Source organism: Bradyrhizobium dasycarpum (genome assembly GCF_042019905.1).
GTDB classification, from domain to species: Bacteria; Pseudomonadota; Alphaproteobacteria; order Rhizobiales; family Xanthobacteraceae; genus Bradyrhizobium; species Bradyrhizobium japonicum_B.
The window spans coordinates 4,912,097-4,927,493 of the sequence record NZ_CP169574.1 but is presented as its reverse complement, the minus strand read 5'-3'; the positions used below and the strand labels follow the sequence as shown (position 1 = coordinate 4,927,493).

The following is a 15,397-nucleotide window of genomic DNA, read 5'->3' as shown; positions in this document are numbered from 1 at the left end:
TCAAAAGGCGAGCACGACAGGCTGCCGACACAATGTTGCTCATGTGTCGGGCAGCAGAAAGGTAATTTTGTAGCGTCGGCGCCTATTGCAGGGCTTCGCCGTGCTGCGAAATATCCAGCCCCTCGAGTTCCTGCTCACGGGATACGCGCAGAGGCACGAACAGGCTGACCAGCTTGAGCAGGATGAAACTCACGCCTGCCGACCAGACGAAGGTGACGGCGATCCCATAGAACTGGATCAGAAGCTGCTGCGGATGGCCCTCGAACAAGCCGGCGGTGCCGCCGATGGCGCTGGTCGCGAACACGCCGGCGAGCAGGGTTCCGGTCAGGCCGCCGATGCCGTGGACGCCGAACACGTCGAGGGAATCGTCATAGTTGAAGCGGTGCTTCAGCCAGGTGCAGGCCCAATAGCAGATCGCGCCGGCATTGATGCCGATGACGATGCCGTGCCAGGGCGCCACGAATCCGGAGGCCGGCGTGATGGTGCCGAGCCCGGCCACCGCGCCGGAGATCATACCGAGCACGGAGGGCTTGCGCCGCGTCGACCATTCGATCGCGCCCCAGGTCAACGCGCCGGCGCAGGCGGCGAGGTGCGTTGCGATGATCGCCATCACCGCGCGTGAATTGGCCGCGCCCGCCGAGCCGCCGTTGAAGCCGAACCAGCCGACCCACAACAGGCCGGTGCCCATCACCGCAAGCGAGAGATCGAACGGCGAGAGATTTTCGCTGCCATAGCCATGGCGGCGTCCCATCACCTTCGCTGCAACGAGGCCGCCGGTGCCGGCCGACAAGTGCACCACGAGGCCGCCGGCGAAGTCGAGCACGCCCATGCTGCTGAGGAAGCCGCCGCCCCACACCCAATGCGCCAGCGGAATGTAGACGAAGATGAACCAGGCGACGGAGAACAGCAGATAGGCGGAGAACCGCATCCGATCGGCGACCGAGCCCGCGACCAGCGCCACCGTGATGATGGCAAAGGTCATCTGGTACAGCATGAACAGCGCTTCCGGGATGGTCTTCGCCGCCGGATTGACGCTGTCCATGGTCATGCCGGCGAGAAACCAGCGGTCGAGCGTGCCGATCCACGGGCCATCGCCGACGAAGCACAGCGAATAGCCGAACGCGACCCAGAGAATGGAGATCAGCGCGACCGCGGCGAGGCTCTGCGCCATGGTGGCGAGCACGTTCTTCTTGCGCACCATGCCGGCATAGAACAGCGCGAGGCCCGGGATCGTCATCATCAGCACCAGCGCGGTCGCGACGGTCATCCAGGCGGTGTCGGCGGCGCTGATCTCGCTTGCCGCGGCCTGTGCCGGCACGGCCATGAGCAGCACAATTCCGATCGGCGCAGCCATTGCAGCTGCGCGGCGCAACAATCCCGCCATATCGTTCCCCCCGGCATCAATTGGCGTCGCACATCTGGCGTCGTTGCCCGGTGCGATCGATGAAGAATATCAGAGCGGCTTCGCGCGTGGCTCCCGGTTCGCGCGAAGAAGACGCCTCAAGACAAAAGATCCTAGAGCGCGTCGCTGTCGGTTTCGCCGGTGCGGATGCGCAGCGCGTGGTCGATCGGTGTCACGAAGATCTTGCCGTCGCCGATCTGCCCCGTGCGCGCGGAGGCGGTGATCACACCCACGGCCTTGTCGGCGATGTCGGAGGCGACCGCGATCTCGATGCGCAGCTTGGGCAGGAAGTTCACGACATATTCGGCGCCGCGATAAATCTCAGTGTGGCCCTTCTGGCGGCCATAGCCCTTCACCTCGGTCACGGTCATGCCGTGGACGCCGATCGCCGTCAGGGCCTGGCGGACCTCGTCGAGCTTGAAGGGTTTGATGATCGCGACGACGAGTTTCATGGTCAGGCCTATTCCCCGGGGTGCGCCGCGCCGTATGTCCCCGGCGCTGCGTCAATCTGGCATCTTTCCGGGCAAATGGCACAAAAAACTTGCAGATTGAAGCGGAAAAACGTTTGGCCAAGTCCGGTCATGTGAATGGCCGCCTCTGTACAGGGCAAGTGTTCATCCTTCACAATGCATTTTTGGCATGGATGCGGTGAACCCGGGCCTGCCAGGCGGCACATAAGTATTTTGAGGGGACGCTTCATGGCGAGTTGGTTCTACGCATCCGAGGGCAAGCAGCAGGGGCCCTTTCCGGAAGGGCAATTCCGCGATCTCGTCGCCCAGGGGGTGGTGCGCCCGGACACGCTGGTGTGGACCGAGGGCATGGCCGGCTGGCAGAAGGCCGCCGAAATTCCCGGCCTGGTCGGGGGTGGCGGCGCGCCGCCGATGATGCCGGCGGGCGGCCCGCCGATGACGGGCGCCGGTGGCTATGCCGGCGGAAGCGGTGGATCGCTGGCCGTCGATTTCGGCATCCTCGAGTTCACCTGGCGCACGCTGGTGCTGGTGATCGGCTCGTGCTTCATCATCCCGGTGCCGTGGCTGTTCGTCTGGTACACGAACTGGATCGTGCCCTGCATCAAGGTCCCGGGACGACCCAATCTCAGCTTCACCGGCAACGCGATGACGCTGGTGCCCTGGTTCTTCGGCTTCATCGGTCTGGCGATCGCCCTCGGCTTCGTCGGCAGCGAGATCCTGAGCAACCTGCTGTTCGTCGTGCAGATCGTGCTCTACTGGCTGCTGATCAAATGGATGATCGCGAACCTCGCCTCCAACGGGCAGCCGCTGGGCCTAAGCTTCACCGGCTCGGTCTGGGCCTATATCGGCTGGAATCTGCTGTTCGCGATTTCGATCATCACCATCATCGGCTGGGCCTGGGTCGCCGCAGCGCAGATGCGCTGGTTCTGCCGCAGCATCGAAGGCACGCGGCGCGAGATCGTGTTCACTGGCTCTGGTCTCGACATCCTCTGGCGCGGGATCGTCGCTGCGATCCTGTGCAGCCTGATCATCCCGATTCCGTGGGTGTATCGCTGGATCATGAACTGGTTTGCCTCGCAGACCGTGCTCGCGCCGCGCGGCTCCCTCGGTGCATGATCCAGAAAGCCTCGAACGCGAGAGCTCGCGTTCGAGGTGATCATCCCTTGCGTTCGCGCACGGAGCCTTCCTGCGCGACCGAAGCGACCAACGTGCCGTCGGGCTTGAAGATGGAGCCGCGGGTCAGGCCGCGGCCGCCGCGCGCGCTCGGCGAATCCTGCGCGTAAAGCAGCCATTCGTCGGCGCGGAACGGGCGGTGAAACCACATGGCGTGGTCGAGGCTCGCCGGCATCATGCGCTTGTCGAACAGCGTGCGGCCATAGCGCGCCATGATCGCATCCAGCAGCGAGAAGTCGGAGGCGTAGGCGAGCGCACACATGTGCAGCGCCGGATCGTCAGGCAGCGTCGCCGCAGTCTTGATCCAGACATGGATGCGGCCGTCGTCGATCTTCTGGCCGAAATAGCGGCCAAGCTCGACCGGACGCAGCTCGATCGGCCGATCGGATTCGTAGTAGCGGCGGATGAACTCCGGCATTTCCTTGAACATCGGCTGCTTCGCCACCTCCTCCGCCGTGAGCTTCTCCGGCGGCGGCACGTCAGGCATCTTGTCCTGGTGGTCGAAGGCGCTTTCCTCCTCGGCATGGAACGACACCATGATCGAGAAGATCGCGTTGCCGTGCTGGATCGCGGTGACGCGGCGGGTCGAGTAGCTCTTGCCGTCGCGCAGGCGTTCGACCTGGTAGATGATCGGAATCTGCGGATCGCCCGGCAGGATGAAATAGCAATGCAGCGAATGCGGCAGGCGCCCCTCGACGGTGCGGCAGGCCGCCACCATCGCCTGCCCGATCACCTGACCGCCGAACACGCGCTGCCAGCTGGTCTTCGGGCTGTTGCCGCGGAACAGGTTCACCTCGAGCTGCTCGAGATCGAGGATCGAAATCAGGTCGATCAGGCTTTTGGACATGATGGTGCTTTCGCCTTGTCGTCATTCCGGGGCGCACGCAATGCGAACTCGGAATCTCGAGCTGAAAACCTCTGGATTTCCGGGTTCGCGCATTTGCGCTCCCGGAATGACGGAACGAAGGGCTCGCCGCCCTCGTTTCACCGCACTGTTTCGCCCAGCTCAAGTCTGCTAGCAAGGCCGAGAATTGGCCGGGAAGCTTGGTATGTCGGTACAGGGTAGCATTGTCATTGGTGGCGGCGCATTTGCAGGGCTCGCGCTGGCCCTGGCGCTGCGCCAGGGGCTCGGACCCGAGATTCCCGTCATCGTCGCCGATCCCGCGCTCGGCACCCGGCCGAGCCGTGATCCCCGCGCCACGGCGATCGTGGCCGCCTGCCGCCGCCTGTTCGAGGCGATCGGCGCCTGGGACGAGGTCAAGAGCGAGGCGCAACCGATCCTCGACATGGTCGTCACCGATTCCAAGCTGGAGGACGCCACCCGTCCGGTGTTCCTCAACTTCGCCGGCGACGTCGCGCCGGGCGAGCCCTTCGCGCATATGGTCGAGAACCGCCGCCTGATCGACGCGCTGACGGCGCGTGCGGAAGCCGAGGGCATCGATCTTCGTGCCACGACCGTCGCCTCCTACGACGCGCGTCCCGAAGGCATCGACGTGACGCTCGGCGACGGCAGCGTGATTGCCGCCAGCCTGCTGGTCGCTGCGGACGGCGCGCGGTCGAAACTGCGCGAGCGCGCCGGCATTCCAACCCATGGCTGGGAGTATGACCAGGCCGGCATCGTCGTCACCGTCGGCCACGAGCGCGATCACGAGGGCCGCGCCGAGGAGCACTTCCTGCCGGCAGGTCCGTTCGCGATCCTGCCGCTCTCGGGCAAGCGCTCCTCGCTGGTGTGGACCGAGCGCCGAGCGGAGGCCGCGCGCATCGTGGCGCTCGGTGACGAGGAATTTCACGCCGAGCCTCGAGCAGCGCTTCGGCCTGCATCTCGGCGAGGTGAAGGCGCTCGACAAGCCGCGCGCCTTCCCGCTGTCCTATTTCGTGGCGCGCTCCTTCATCGCCACCCGCCTCGCGCTGGTCGGCGACGCCGCCCATGTCATCCACCCCATTGCGGGCCAGGGTCTCAACATGGGGCTGAAGGATGTCGCGGCGCTGGCCGAGGTCGTCGTCGATGCCGCGCGGCTCGGCATGGATATCGGCGCGGCCGACGTGCTCGAGCGCTACCAGCGCTGGCGCCGCTTCGACACCATGGCGATGGGCGTTGCCACCAACTCGCTGAACTTCCTGTTCTCGAACCAGTCGACGCTGTTGCGCACGGTCCGCGACATCGGCCTCGGCCTCGTCGACCGCGCCCCGCCGCTGAAGAACCTGTTCATCCGCCAGGCCGCCGGACTCACGGGCGAGGTGCCGCGGCTGCTGAAGGGCGAGGCGTTGTAAGGGCGAATGGTGAGTGGCGAATAGCGAGTGATGTCCATTCGCTATTCGCCACTCCCTACTCGCCACCCCTCAATCGATCTTGCGCGCCTCTTCCGGCAGCATGATCGGGATGCCGTCGCGAATCGGATAGGCGAGCTTGGCGCTGCGCGAGATCAGCTCCTGCCTTGCAGCATCGAACTCCAGCGGGCCCTTGGTCAGTGGGCAGACGAGAATCTCCAGCAATTTGGGATCGACGCTGGCTTCGGGACGTTCGGTGGACGCGTTCATTGGGGTCTCCGGCGATCGGCTGCCTCTAGCACAGAATTTCGCGCCCGCCCATCGCGGGGCTCAAGCCGTGACCATCGTGAAGACCTCGTCGAGCAGGGCCTGGAACCGGGCTGCCGGCACCGGCGCGCCCGACAGGGCAAAGCCGAGAAACGTCCAGTAGAGGATCTGGGCGCGGGCCTGCGCCGTCGCCGCCTCGAGCCCACGCTTCGCCAGCAGCTGCTCGATGTAATCGAGCCTGCGGCGGTCGATTGCGCGCACGGCTGCTTGCGCCGCTGCGTCGAAGGCGGCCCAGTTGCGCACGGCGCGTTCGAGATCGAGCCGCGCGCCGAACGAGCGGCGCAGCAGCGCCTGCAGCGGCTCGTCGCCGGCGGCCTCGACGTCGGCGATGATCTGCTCCGCCGCGATCTCGCGCCAGCGCTTCAGCACGGCGGCCTGGAACGCACCGAGATCGGCGAAATGCCAATAGAAGCTGCCGCGCGACACCCCCATGGCCCTTGCCAGCGGATCGGCCTTGAGCGCGGTGAAGCCGCTTCCGGCGAGCGCCCTGAGGCCTTCCTTGATCCAGTCGTCGGCGCAGAGCTGCTCGGTCATGTCGGGTTTTCCAGGTTCACCATACACTAGTGTATTGACAGCTTGAAGCAAGCGGGTGCATAACCATACATCACTGTATGGAGATATCCCATGCGCGACCTGCTCCTGCAATGTTCCGGCTTCGCGGCGATCGTGATCGCGCTGATCCACGGCATGCTCGGTGAGACCAAGGTGTTTGCGCGCGCCCGCATCGAGCCGCCGCGGCTGCGCATGCTGATCCGGCTGGTGTGGCAGGCTGGCACCGTGGCGTGGATCGGCGGCGGCGTGCTGCTGCTCGCCGCGCCCGGGATGGAGTCGAGCCCGGCCCGGCACTGGATCGTCGCCACCTTCGTGGTCGTGTTCGGCTTTGCGGCCTTGGCCAACGCCTTTGCAACGCGCGGTCGGCATTTCGGCTGGGTTGGCATGAGCTTCGTCGTCGCGCTCGCCGTCGCCGGCTACTAGTGGCCGCATCAGGACCGCGAGGCGCCAGGCCGCGGCTCGAATCCGCGCTGCGTCCGGACAGCATGCGCGCCTCGCTTAGATTAGAACCGATCTAAGACGAGCGATTAGAAGTTATCTAAAGCGATCGAGGCGCATGCCGATTGACTTCATTTCTCCCTTTGCTTCCTTCGGACGCGGCTCGCGTAGCGCGCACGGCAGAGGAGAAGATGTTCGTGAAGGTCATTCGTGTTGTTGCCATCGCACTGACGATCGGGATGGGCATGGGGTCGGCGGCCATGGCCGACGGTTTCAAGAACTGCACAAAGCTCGACAAGGCGTCGTGGAAGCCGGCTAGCGAAGCCGAAGCCAAGGCCAAGGCCCTGGGTTACGAGGTGCGGCGCTCCAAGATCGAAGGCTCATGCTATGAGGTCTACGGCGTCAAGGAAGGCAAGCTCTACGAGCTGTTCTACAGCCCCGAAGACCTCAGCCTGAAGCACACAATCGCCAAGTAAACAGCCAAGCGAATGGTCAAGCAGGCCGTGAAGGAGGCCGCGCGGATTGATCTGCCCAAGGCAGGGCTCGAGGATGGTCTTCGCTTGATTGAGGAAGCGATCCCGGAAGCGCGCGCAGCGACCGACAGGGCCCCCGCGGATCGAACCGCTTCGCGCACGGTTTTGGTCTGGGACCTGCCGCTGCGCCTCTGGCACTGGAGCTTCGCGGCCTGCGTTCTGGCCGCGTGGTTCACGCCGACCGTCTATGATCGGCTTCACCGCTTCGTCGGCTATGCGGTGCTCGGGCTCCTCGTCTTCCGGCTCGTCTGGGGCTTTTGGGGAAGCCGCTATTCGCGTTTCCGCATGATCAGGGCCAGGCTCCGGGCCGCGCCAAGCTATCTCTGGAATCTGCGCCGCGGCATCACCGGCCGCTATATCGGGCTCAATCCCGCCGGCACGGCGATGCTGGTGGCGCTGCTGGTCTCGCTCGCCGTTTCGGCGATCACCGGGGCGATGTCGGTCACCGTCACGTTCTTCGGCGTCTGGTGGGTCGAGGACACCCACCATTATTCGTCGGACGCGGTCATCGTCCTGGTCGTGCTGCATGTGGTCGGCGTGCTGCTGATGGGGATTCTCCAGCGCGAGAATCTGACCCGCGCGATGCTCACCGGCCGCAAGCACATTCGCAATCGTCCTTAGAAGTGCCTCCGATCGTTCTGTGGCGCTTTCCGGCGCGGCGCCGTCGCGCGCCGATGGTCGGCAAAGCTCAAATTGCGTCGATGAGCTTAATGCGTCGATAAGCATCCAATCAGTCACGGCACAAAATTAACGCGATTGGCCCGTTTCTAAATCGGCGATGTTGCCGAGGGAGCGGCCCGGATGTTTCGCGTCTTGTCTTGTCTTACCGTCGAGCATGATCTTCGGCTCGTCGTGCTCGCTGGTCTGGTCTGCTTCGTCGCCAGCATCGTCGCGGTCAGTATTTTCCATCGCGCGATCGCGGCGCGCGCAAGAACGCGCCTGATCTGGATCGCGATTGCCGGCGCCGCCATCGGCTACGGCATCTGGGCAACGCATTTCGTCGCCATGCTCGCCTACGAGCCGGGCGTTGCGACCGGCTACGGCATCGTGCTGACGGCGGTTTCGCTGGCCACCGCAATGTTGCTGACGTCGGTCGGCTTTGGCGTTGCGGCCGGCGATTCCGGCCGGTGGCGCCCGGGGACGGGCGGCATCATCATCGGCGGCGGCATTGCCAGCATGCATTATCTCGGAATGTGGGCGCTTGAAGTGCCGGGCCGCGTCGCGTGGTCGCTGGATCTCGTGCTCGTCTCGATCGTTCTCGGCATGTGCTTCGGCTATGCCGCCCTGGCTGTCGCGATCAAGTACCGGAACTACCAGGGCACGCTCGCGGCGGCCCTCCTACTGACGCTTGCCATCATATCGCATCACTTCACGGCGATGGGTGCGGTGCATATCACGCCGGATCCAACGCGCGCGACGAGCGCCCTGTCGCTGTCTCCGGCCGTTCTCGCGCTTGCGATCGCCGGTGTCGCGCTGTCCGTGCTGGGCATGAGCCTGATCGGCGTGCTGGCCGATCGTCGCCTGGCAAGCAGAACCGTCAGGTTCGAGGAGATCATCAGCCAGCTTTCGGTCGCCCGTCAGCAGCTCGAAGATTCCCAGCAGGAATTGCAGGAGCAGACGCTGAGGCTCGACACGGCCATCAACCACATGGTCGAGGGCCTTTGCATGTTCGATGCCGAGAAGCGGCTCGTCATATGCAACGAACGCTACGCCAGACTATACCGGCTGCCGCCGGAGCTGTTGCGCGCGGGGACTGCGCACCGCGACATCATCCGACATCGCATCATGAACCGCGTACTCGAAGGCGATGCCAGCGATCTGGCCGCCGAACGCCAGATCGCCAAGCTCGATGCATTGCCGGTCCATGCGGTTTCAAGCCGGATCGACGCGTTCGCTGACGGCCGGCTGATCTGCGTGACGCGGCAGCCGATGGCCGGCGGCGGCTGGGTGGCCACGCATCTCGACGTCACCGAGCAGCGCCGGTCCGAAGCCAAGATCACCTATATGGCGCAACACGACGCCCTGACGGAGCTGCCGAACCGCGTCCTGCTCAGAGCGCGCTTGGAGCGTGCTCTGGCCGACACGCGTGACGGCAATCTCCATTTGGCGGTCCTGATGCTCGATCTCGATCGCTTCAAGGAGATCAACGACACGCTCGGACATCCGGCAGGCGACGCGCTGCTGCGTTCAGTGGCGGCCCGCTTGCAGGATTGCGGCAGGGAGACGACGTTCATCGCTCGACTGGGCGGCGACGAATTCGCCGTCGTCGACTACGTGACAAGCCCGGCCAGGGACGCGGCGGCTTTGGCCGAGACGATCAAAACCGCGCTCTGCGAGCCGTTTGATCTCGGCGATCACCAGGTCATCGTGGGCACCAGCATCGGGATCGCCATCGCGCCCCGGGACGGGGCCGATTCCGACACGATCCTCAAGAGCGCCGATCTCGCCCTCTACGCGGCGAAGGGCGGCGGACGCGGCGCGTTCCGTTTCTTCGAGCCGGAGCTCGATCAGCGCATGCACGTCCGCCGCAACCTGGAAAAGGATCTGCGGACGGCGCTGGCGCGGGGCGAATTCGAGCTCCACTACCAGCCGTTCGTGGGCGTGGAGAACGGACGAATCTGCGGCTATGAGGCGTTGTTGCGGTGGCATCACCCCGAGCGTGGTCTGGTCTTGCCGGGCGAGTTCATTCCGCTCGCGGAGGAAACCGGCCTGATCCTGCCCATCGGCGAATGGGTCCTGAGGACCGCCTGCGCCGAGGCAGCCAGGTGGCCTTCCGATCTGAAGATCGCGATAAACCTGTCTCCCGCGCAATTCAGAGGCAAGGAGCTGGTCTCCTCGATTGTCGGCGCATTGGCAAATTCGGGAATTGCTTCAAACAGGCTCGAGCTCGAGGTCACCGAAACCGTCATCATGCACGACAGCGGGGCTGTATTTGCCGCGCTCGGCCAATTGGGCAAGATCGGCGTGCGGATTGCGCTGGACGATTTCGGCACCGGCTATTCGTCGTTGAGCTTCCTGCAGAAGTTCCCGTTCGACAAGGTGAAGATCGATCGCAGCTTCGTCAGCGAGCTGGCCAGCGCGACGGAAGAGTCTCATCGGATCGCTCGCGCAGTGGTCCGGTTCGCCACCAGCCTCGGCAAGACATCCACGGCCGAAGGCGTCGAAACCGCGGAGCAGCTGGCCATCCTGCGTGAGGAGGGTTGTGTCGAGGCGCAGGGCTATTATTTCAGCCGGCCCCTGCAGGCCTCCAGGATCGCGCCACCGGCGCAGCGCAAGGCCGAAGCGGCCATCCACGCAGCCTGAAGCGCGATGCGGTCAGGCTGAACGCCATCCGTCACTGCAGCGGCGGATCGCCGCTGGTGCGCTTCTTGGCGAGGTCCATCTCGGTGACGGCGATCAGGATCTCGGCGCGGGTCTTCAGATCGGGCGCCTCCAGCATGGCCTGCTTCTCGGCGGGGCCATAGGGCGACATCATCGCCAGCGCGTTGACGAGCGCTTCGTTGGGCGCGCTTTCGACGCCCTCCCAGTCGACCTTGAGATTGTTGGCTTTCAGGAAGTCGGCCAGCACGGCCAGCAGCGCCTCGCGATCGACCTCCTCCTCGCCCATGCGCGCGGTGAAGTCGTTGGCGAAGGCGAAGAAATCCACCCTGCACTGCCGGTAGGCGGTGAGCACGTCGAGCTCCTCGACCACCTTGAAGCGCGAGACGCCGGTGAGCTCGAGGATGTAGCGGCCGTCGCCGGATTCGGCGAGCTGGGTGATGCGGCCGACGCAGCCGACCCGGAACAGCGTCGGCTTGTCGGAATCCTTCGGCGAGTGCGCGACATCGGGCTGGATCATGCCGATCAGGCGATGGCCGTCGCGGAAGGAATCGTCGACCATCGCAAGGTAGCGTGGCTCGAAGATGTTGAGCGGCATCTGGCCGCGCGGCAGCAGCAGCGCACCCGGCAGCGGAAACACCGGAATGATCTCCGGGAGGTCGGCGGGGCCGCGATATTCGATATTGATCGGCATCTGCCCGGTCCCCTGGCCTTGCTAGCGCAGCATCCGGATCCGGAGGACCGCGTCGGCGCAAAGTGTGCAGCGGTTTTCCGAACAGAACATGCTCAAAACAGGGCCTTACGAAAACAGGATCGTCGACAAGCGCTTGCGCCCCTCAACGGTTGCATCATCCGTGCCGCCCCAGGCCTCGAAGAACTGGACCAGCTGCTTGCGGGCACCGTCATCGTTCCACTTGCGGTCGCGCTTGACGATCTCGAGCAGCTGCGCGGTGGCAGCAGTGCGGTCGCCTTTGGCGTTGAGCGCGGTCGCCAGGTCGAATCGGGCCTGATGATCCAGCGGGTTTGCGGCGACTTTCTGTTCCAGCTCCGCGACCGGTCCGAGCGACTGCGCCTGCTCGGCAAGATCGATCGTGGTCTGCACGGCCTTCACCGCGGGGTCGTTGCGCTTGGATTCCGGCACCATGGCCAGCGTCTGCTTGGCCTGCTCCATCGCGCCGGAGACGGCGTAGCACTTCGCAAGGCCGGCCAGCGCCGCGATATTGGTCGAATCATGCTGGAGCGCCTCGGCATAGATCTGCGCTGCGGCAGCGGCGTCGCCCTCGGCGAGCACCGCCTCGGCCTCCTGCACGATCTCGGCGACGTTGACCTCGCCCGGCGCGACGACGCCCTTGGTCAGCTTTTCGATGAAGGCATTGAGCTGGCTCTCGGGCACCGCGCCCATGAAGCCGTCGGCCGGCTGGCCGTTGACGAAGGCGATCACGGCCGGAATCGACTGGATGCCCATCTGGCCGGGGATCGCCGGGTGCTGGTCGATGTTCATCTTGACCAGCTTGACCTTGCCCTTGGCCGCCCTGACGGCCTTTTCCAGCACGGGCGTGAGCTGCTTGCAGGGGCCGCACCACTCCGCCCAGAAATCGATCAGCACCGGCTGGCGCTTCGATTCCTCGATGACGTCCTTCACGAAGGTCTGGGTGGTGGTGTCCTTGATCAGATCGGCGGCGGCCGGGTTTGCGGCTCCGTTACCCTGGTCGATGATCGTCACGGGATCCCCTTGTCTGATGTCCGGAATGGCGGCTCTTTAGCATGCCGCCGCTTCCTCTGCTGCGCTGTCGGCTCCTAGATTGGGCCGAATGGGCCGAATTTCAATCCATCGCGGCCGATTCGGCGGTTCCGGAGCGTTTTCGGGCTGTTTGGCCGCATGAGGGGTCGATATTGGCCCCGGATTGCGCATCTAGGCCGCCGGTAGCTGTTGCATTCCCCTCCCGCTTTTGGCATACGACAGCCGTTGCCGGCGCGTCACGCGACCGACACAGGATGCGGGTGTAGCTCAGTGGTAGAGCACGACCTTGCCAAGGTCGGGGTCGAGGGTTCGAGCCCCTTCGCCCGCTCCAAATTGTCCCAGAGCATCCAGCTGATCCGGACGGAAACGTGGTTCTCCACGCCGCCGGCGACTGCCTTGGGTTTGCAATGACAATCTTGGTCACCGGCAGTGCCGGCCATCTCGGTGAAGCCGTTATCCGCACCCTGCGTGGGCGCGGGTCGCCCGTGCGCGGGATCGATCTGAAGCCCTCGCCTTTCACTGACGCGGTGGGCTCGATCGTCGATCCCGGCTTCGTGCGGCGCCAGATGGACGGCGTCGCGGCGGTGATCCACACCGCGACGCTGCACAAGCCGCATGTGGCGACCCACAGCAAGCAGGATTTTGTCGACACCAACGTATCGGGCACGCTCAATCTGCTCGAGGCGGCCGCGGCGGCCGGCGTGAAGAGTTTCGTCTTCACCAGCACCACCAGCGCGTTCGGCTCGCAGCTTCGGCCGGAGGCGGGACAGGCGGCGGTGTGGGTCACCGAGGACCTGCCGCCCGTTCCGAAAAATATCTACGGCACCACCAAGCTGATGGCGGAGACGCTGTGCGAGCTGTTCTTCCGCGAGCGCGCCCTGCCGGTCGTGGTGCTGCGGACCTCGCGCTTCTTTCCGGAGGACGACGACGATCCCGCGATGCGGTCGGCTTACACACTGGACAACGCGCAGGCCAACGAGCTGCTCTATCGCCGGCTGGACATCGCCGACGCGTCGAGCGCCCATCTGCTCGCCGTCGAGCGTGCGCCCAACATCGGTTTCGCCCGCTACATCATTTCGGCGACCAGCCCGTTCGAGCAACGTCATCTCGCGGCGCTTGCGCGCGATGCCGCCGGGGTCGTGCGCGAGCTCTATCCGGATTGCGCCGAGCTCTTTGCGGCGCGCGGCTGGAGCCTCTTCCCCGAGATCGACCGCGTCTATGTCAACGAACGGGCGCGGCGCGAGCTGGGCTGGCGGCCCGAATTCGATTTCGCGCATGTGCTGCGCAGCCTGCGCGAGGGGCGCGATTTTCGCAGTGCGCTGGCGCGCGAGATCGGGGCCAAAGGCTATCATGACACGGTGTTCGACGATGGACCCTACCCCGTCGCCGGTTGAGCGCCGCGATCGATATTTTGCTCGACGAGTCAAGTGCCTGCCGGGCTCACCCGAGCGGCGCGGCTTGCGGCGTTCTACTGTGCATGGGGTTGTTTTCGCGTTTTGTGTTGTCCGGCCCTCGTCGCTGCTCCGCAGATGAGGCGCGCCGTTTTGATTCCGCGTTGCAGCGAGAGCGCCCTCGCCGCAGGCTTGGCCTCGTTGACATTCCGTCTCAATTTTTGCGCGGCGCAACCGCGGTGAATGCGCCGCGCTTCTCAGCGCTCGCAGATGTGCTAACCTTTTTTGCGTCTGTCGTTCCGACCGACCCAAAACTTCGCCTCTCGACTAGCAAAAGAAAATAAATGCGCAGCCCTGACGGCTGCCTTAGGGGAGTGACGCGATGAGTTTCCACCGATCCGTCTTTCAATCCGTTCTGGCGCTTGCAGCGGCTGCTCTTCTTGCAGGGACCAGCGCCGGCTATGCGCAGCAGCAGGACAAGAACCGGGCGCTGAAGAAATACGAATCCGGCACCAAGGAGTTCTGGACCCATCCGCCGGATGACTGGTTCTTGGGCGATGAGACCGAGGCGCAGAAGGGCCTCGCCCCGCCCTCGGGGCCGCCGACCGGAGCTTCCGACGCCGAGCTCGCCAACATCGTCAAGAAGATCAAGCTGCCGCAGGGCTTCAAGATCGAGGTCTACGCCTCGGGCGTGCTGGCGGCGCGGCAGATGGCCTGGGGTAACAAGGGCACCCTGTTCGTCGGCTCGTTCGGCCTCGGCAACGTTTATGCCATCAAGGACAATGGCGGGAAGAAGGAGGTCAAGACCATCCTCAAGGGGCTGAACATGCCCACCGGGCTCGCCGTCAGGGACGGCGCGCTCTACGTCATCGCGGTCGACAAGCTGATCCGCTACGACGACATCGAGAACAAGCTCGACAATCCCGGCGACGGCAAGGTCGTCTATGACGACATGCCGTCCTATGCCGCGCACGGCTGGAAGTACATCGCGGTCGACAAGGAAGGCTGGTTCTTCCTGCCGTTCGGGCCGCCCTTCAACATCGGCATCCCGCCGACCAGCGTGTCGCAGATCCGGCGCGTCGATCCCAAGACCGGGAACGCCGAGATCTGGGCGCTCGGCGTGCGCAACTCGGTCGGCGGCGACGTCGATCCGCGCACCGGCAAGCTCTGGTTCACCGAGAATGCCCGCGACTGGATCAGCGATGACCTGCCCTCGGACAAGCTGAACATGATCAACCGGATCGGCGAGCATTTCGGCTATCCCTATTGCCACCAGGGCAATCTGCCGGACGACAAGTTCGCGATGGGCCACAAGTGCTCCGAGTTCACGCCGCCCGTGCTGAATCTCGGCGCCCATGTCGCTCCGCTCGGCATGAAGTTCTATACCGGCGACCAATTCCCCGCCGAGTACAAGAACAACATCCTGATCGCCGAGCACGGCTCCTGGAATCGGCACAAGTACCAGGGCGCGCGCATCGTGCGCGTGATCGTCGGGCCGGATGGCAAGAACCCGAAGCGGGAGATCTTCGCCTCCGGCTGGCCTCGAGGGCGACCAGGGCTATCTCGGCCGACCCAACGACATCATCCTTGCCAAGGACGGCTCGATCCTCGTCGCCGACGACTGGGCCGGCGCGATCTATCGCATCAGCTACAGCAAGAAGTAGCGCGCATACGACACGAGGCTGCTGTGCCGGAAGGGGCCGCAGCCTCGTTTGCTTCAAGCTCATGCCGTCGTTCCGGATTGCTCGCCAACGCAAGTCCGGAACCCATGGCCCCGAGCCGTG

Annotated in this window: 14 protein-coding genes, 1 tRNA gene and 2 pseudogenes; 9 read left to right on the top strand and 8 right to left on the bottom strand. The window is 64.9% G+C overall.

Annotated features, from left to right (window positions below; genetic code table 11):
- Positions 1–82: 82 nt before the first annotated feature.
- Both ACETMP_RS23590 and ACETMP_RS23585 read right to left on the bottom strand, forming a co-directional pair.
- Positions 83–1,384 carry an ammonium transporter gene (locus tag ACETMP_RS23590; protein WP_375158073.1) on the bottom strand — a complete coding sequence of 434 codons (1,302 nt, stop codon included), beginning with the start codon at positions 1,382–1,384 and terminating at the stop codon, positions 83–85.
- Positions 1,385–1,515: 131 nt separating this feature from the next.
- A complete protein-coding gene (locus ACETMP_RS23585) occupies positions 1,516–1,854 on the bottom strand; it encodes a P-II family nitrogen regulator (RefSeq protein WP_027535359.1) in 339 nt (112 codons plus the stop codon).
- Positions 1,855–2,100: 246 nt separating this feature from the next.
- Here ACETMP_RS23585 and ACETMP_RS23580 point away from each other — a divergent pair, with 246 nt between their 5' ends.
- Positions 2,101–2,988 (top strand): DUF4339 domain-containing protein, encoded by an 888-nt coding sequence (locus tag ACETMP_RS23580; protein ID WP_375158072.1) that lies wholly within the window; start codon positions 2,101–2,103, stop codon positions 2,986–2,988.
- 40 nt (positions 2,989–3,028) lie between these two features.
- Here ACETMP_RS23580 and tesB read toward each other — a convergent pair whose 3' ends face one another.
- Positions 3,029–3,892 (bottom strand): acyl-CoA thioesterase II, encoded by an 864-nt coding sequence (gene tesB / locus ACETMP_RS23575; protein ID WP_028133420.1) that lies wholly within the window; start codon positions 3,890–3,892, stop codon positions 3,029–3,031.
- A gap of 202 nt (positions 3,893–4,094) precedes the next feature.
- Here tesB and ACETMP_RS23570 point away from each other — a divergent pair.
- Positions 4,095–5,316, top strand: a pseudogene (locus tag ACETMP_RS23570) (ubiquinone biosynthesis hydroxylase).
- 69 nt (positions 5,317–5,385) lie between these two features.
- Here ACETMP_RS23570 and ACETMP_RS23565 read toward each other — a convergent pair.
- Complete coding sequence (locus ACETMP_RS23565) at positions 5,386–5,583, bottom strand: Trm112 family protein (protein ID WP_375158071.1); 198 nt, start codon at positions 5,581–5,583, stop codon at positions 5,386–5,388.
- 60 nt (positions 5,584–5,643) lie between these two features.
- Positions 5,644–6,174 carry a TetR/AcrR family transcriptional regulator gene (locus ACETMP_RS23560; RefSeq protein WP_375158070.1) on the bottom strand — a complete coding sequence of 177 codons (531 nt, stop codon included), beginning with the start codon at positions 6,172–6,174 and terminating at the stop codon, positions 5,644–5,646.
- Positions 6,175–6,264: 90 nt separating this feature from the next.
- On the opposite strand from ACETMP_RS23560, the gene ACETMP_RS23555 reads away from it, so the two are divergent.
- The 3 genes from ACETMP_RS23555 (at position 6,265) to ACETMP_RS23545 (ending at position 7,784) form a co-directional block, all read left to right on the top strand.
- A complete protein-coding gene (locus ACETMP_RS23555) occupies positions 6,265–6,615 on the top strand; it encodes a hypothetical protein (protein WP_375158069.1) in 351 nt (116 codons plus the stop codon).
- A 212-nt stretch (positions 6,616–6,827) separates the two neighbouring features.
- Complete coding sequence (locus ACETMP_RS23550; protein ID WP_028133416.1) at positions 6,828–7,106, top strand: PepSY domain-containing protein; 279 nt, start codon at positions 6,828–6,830, stop codon at positions 7,104–7,106.
- Positions 7,107–7,190: 84 nt separating this feature from the next.
- On the top strand, positions 7,191–7,784 hold the full coding sequence (locus ACETMP_RS23545) for a cytochrome b/b6 domain-containing protein (protein ID WP_375161970.1): 594 nt from the start codon (positions 7,191–7,193) through the stop codon (positions 7,782–7,784).
- 126 nt (positions 7,785–7,910) lie between these two features.
- On the opposite strand, the gene ACETMP_RS23540 is transcribed toward ACETMP_RS23545, so the two are convergent.
- Positions 7,911–8,072 carry a hypothetical protein gene (locus ACETMP_RS23540; protein WP_375162063.1) on the bottom strand — a complete coding sequence of 54 codons (162 nt, stop codon included), beginning with the start codon at positions 8,070–8,072 and terminating at the stop codon, positions 7,911–7,913.
- On the opposite strand from ACETMP_RS23540, the gene ACETMP_RS23535 reads away from it, so the two are divergent.
- A complete protein-coding gene (locus ACETMP_RS23535) occupies positions 8,016–10,466 on the top strand; it encodes an EAL domain-containing protein (RefSeq protein ID WP_375161969.1) in 2,451 nt (816 codons plus the stop codon). The two genes, ACETMP_RS23540 and ACETMP_RS23535, sit on opposite strands and share 57 nt — an antisense overlap.
- 31 nt (positions 10,467–10,497) lie before the next feature.
- Here ACETMP_RS23535 and ACETMP_RS23530 read toward each other — a convergent pair whose 3' ends face one another.
- Positions 10,498–11,175 carry an LON peptidase substrate-binding domain-containing protein gene (locus ACETMP_RS23530; RefSeq protein ID WP_375158068.1) on the bottom strand — a complete coding sequence of 226 codons (678 nt, stop codon included), beginning with the start codon at positions 11,173–11,175 and terminating at the stop codon, positions 10,498–10,500.
- A gap of 105 nt (positions 11,176–11,280) precedes the next feature.
- On the bottom strand, positions 11,281–12,204 hold the full coding sequence (trxA, locus tag ACETMP_RS23525) for a thioredoxin (protein ID WP_375158067.1): 924 nt from the start codon (positions 12,202–12,204) through the stop codon (positions 11,281–11,283).
- A gap of 274 nt (positions 12,205–12,478) precedes the next feature.
- Here trxA and ACETMP_RS23520 point away from each other — a divergent pair.
- The 3 genes and pseudogenes from ACETMP_RS23520 to ACETMP_RS23510 all read left to right on the top strand — a co-directional run bounded on the left by ACETMP_RS23520 (position 12,479) and on the right by ACETMP_RS23510 (position 15,277).
- Positions 12,479–12,553 (top strand) — tRNA-Gly (locus ACETMP_RS23520).
- Between the two features lie 76 nt (positions 12,554–12,629).
- Positions 12,630–13,616, top strand: a complete 987-nt coding sequence (locus ACETMP_RS23515; RefSeq protein WP_375158066.1) for an NAD-dependent epimerase/dehydratase family protein — start codon at positions 12,630–12,632, stop codon at positions 13,614–13,616.
- Positions 13,617–13,995: 379 nt separating this feature from the next.
- Positions 13,996–15,277: pseudogene (locus tag ACETMP_RS23510) on the top strand (PQQ-dependent sugar dehydrogenase).
- The last annotated feature ends 120 nt before the right edge of the window (positions 15,278–15,397 follow it).

Coding starts and splice junctions, on each gene's coding strand:
- ACETMP_RS23590 (WP_375158073.1), bottom strand. CDS start 1,384: ATGGCGGGATTGTTGCGCCGCGCAGCTGCAATGGCTGCGCCGATCGGA.
- ACETMP_RS23585 (WP_027535359.1), bottom strand. CDS start 1,854: ATGAAACTCGTCGTCGCGATCATCAAACCCTTCAAGCTCGACGAGGTC.
- ACETMP_RS23580 (WP_375158072.1), top strand. CDS start 2,101: ATGGCGAGTTGGTTCTACGCATCCGAGGGCAAGCAGCAGGGGCCCTTT.
- tesB (WP_028133420.1), bottom strand. CDS start 3,892: ATGTCCAAAAGCCTGATCGACCTGATTTCGATCCTCGATCTCGAGCAG.
- ACETMP_RS23565 (WP_375158071.1), bottom strand. CDS start 5,583: ATGAACGCGTCCACCGAACGTCCCGAAGCCAGCGTCGATCCCAAATTG.
- ACETMP_RS23560 (WP_375158070.1), bottom strand. CDS start 6,174: ATGACCGAGCAGCTCTGCGCCGACGACTGGATCAAGGAAGGCCTCAGG.
- ACETMP_RS23555 (WP_375158069.1), top strand. CDS start 6,265: ATGCGCGACCTGCTCCTGCAATGTTCCGGCTTCGCGGCGATCGTGATC.
- ACETMP_RS23540 (WP_375162063.1), bottom strand. CDS start 8,072: ATGGAAAATACTGACCGCGACGATGCTGGCGACGAAGCAGACCAGACC.
- ACETMP_RS23530 (WP_375158068.1), bottom strand. CDS start 11,175: ATGCCGATCAATATCGAATATCGCGGCCCCGCCGACCTCCCGGAGATC.
- ACETMP_RS23515 (WP_375158066.1), top strand. CDS start 12,630: ATGACAATCTTGGTCACCGGCAGTGCCGGCCATCTCGGTGAAGCCGTT.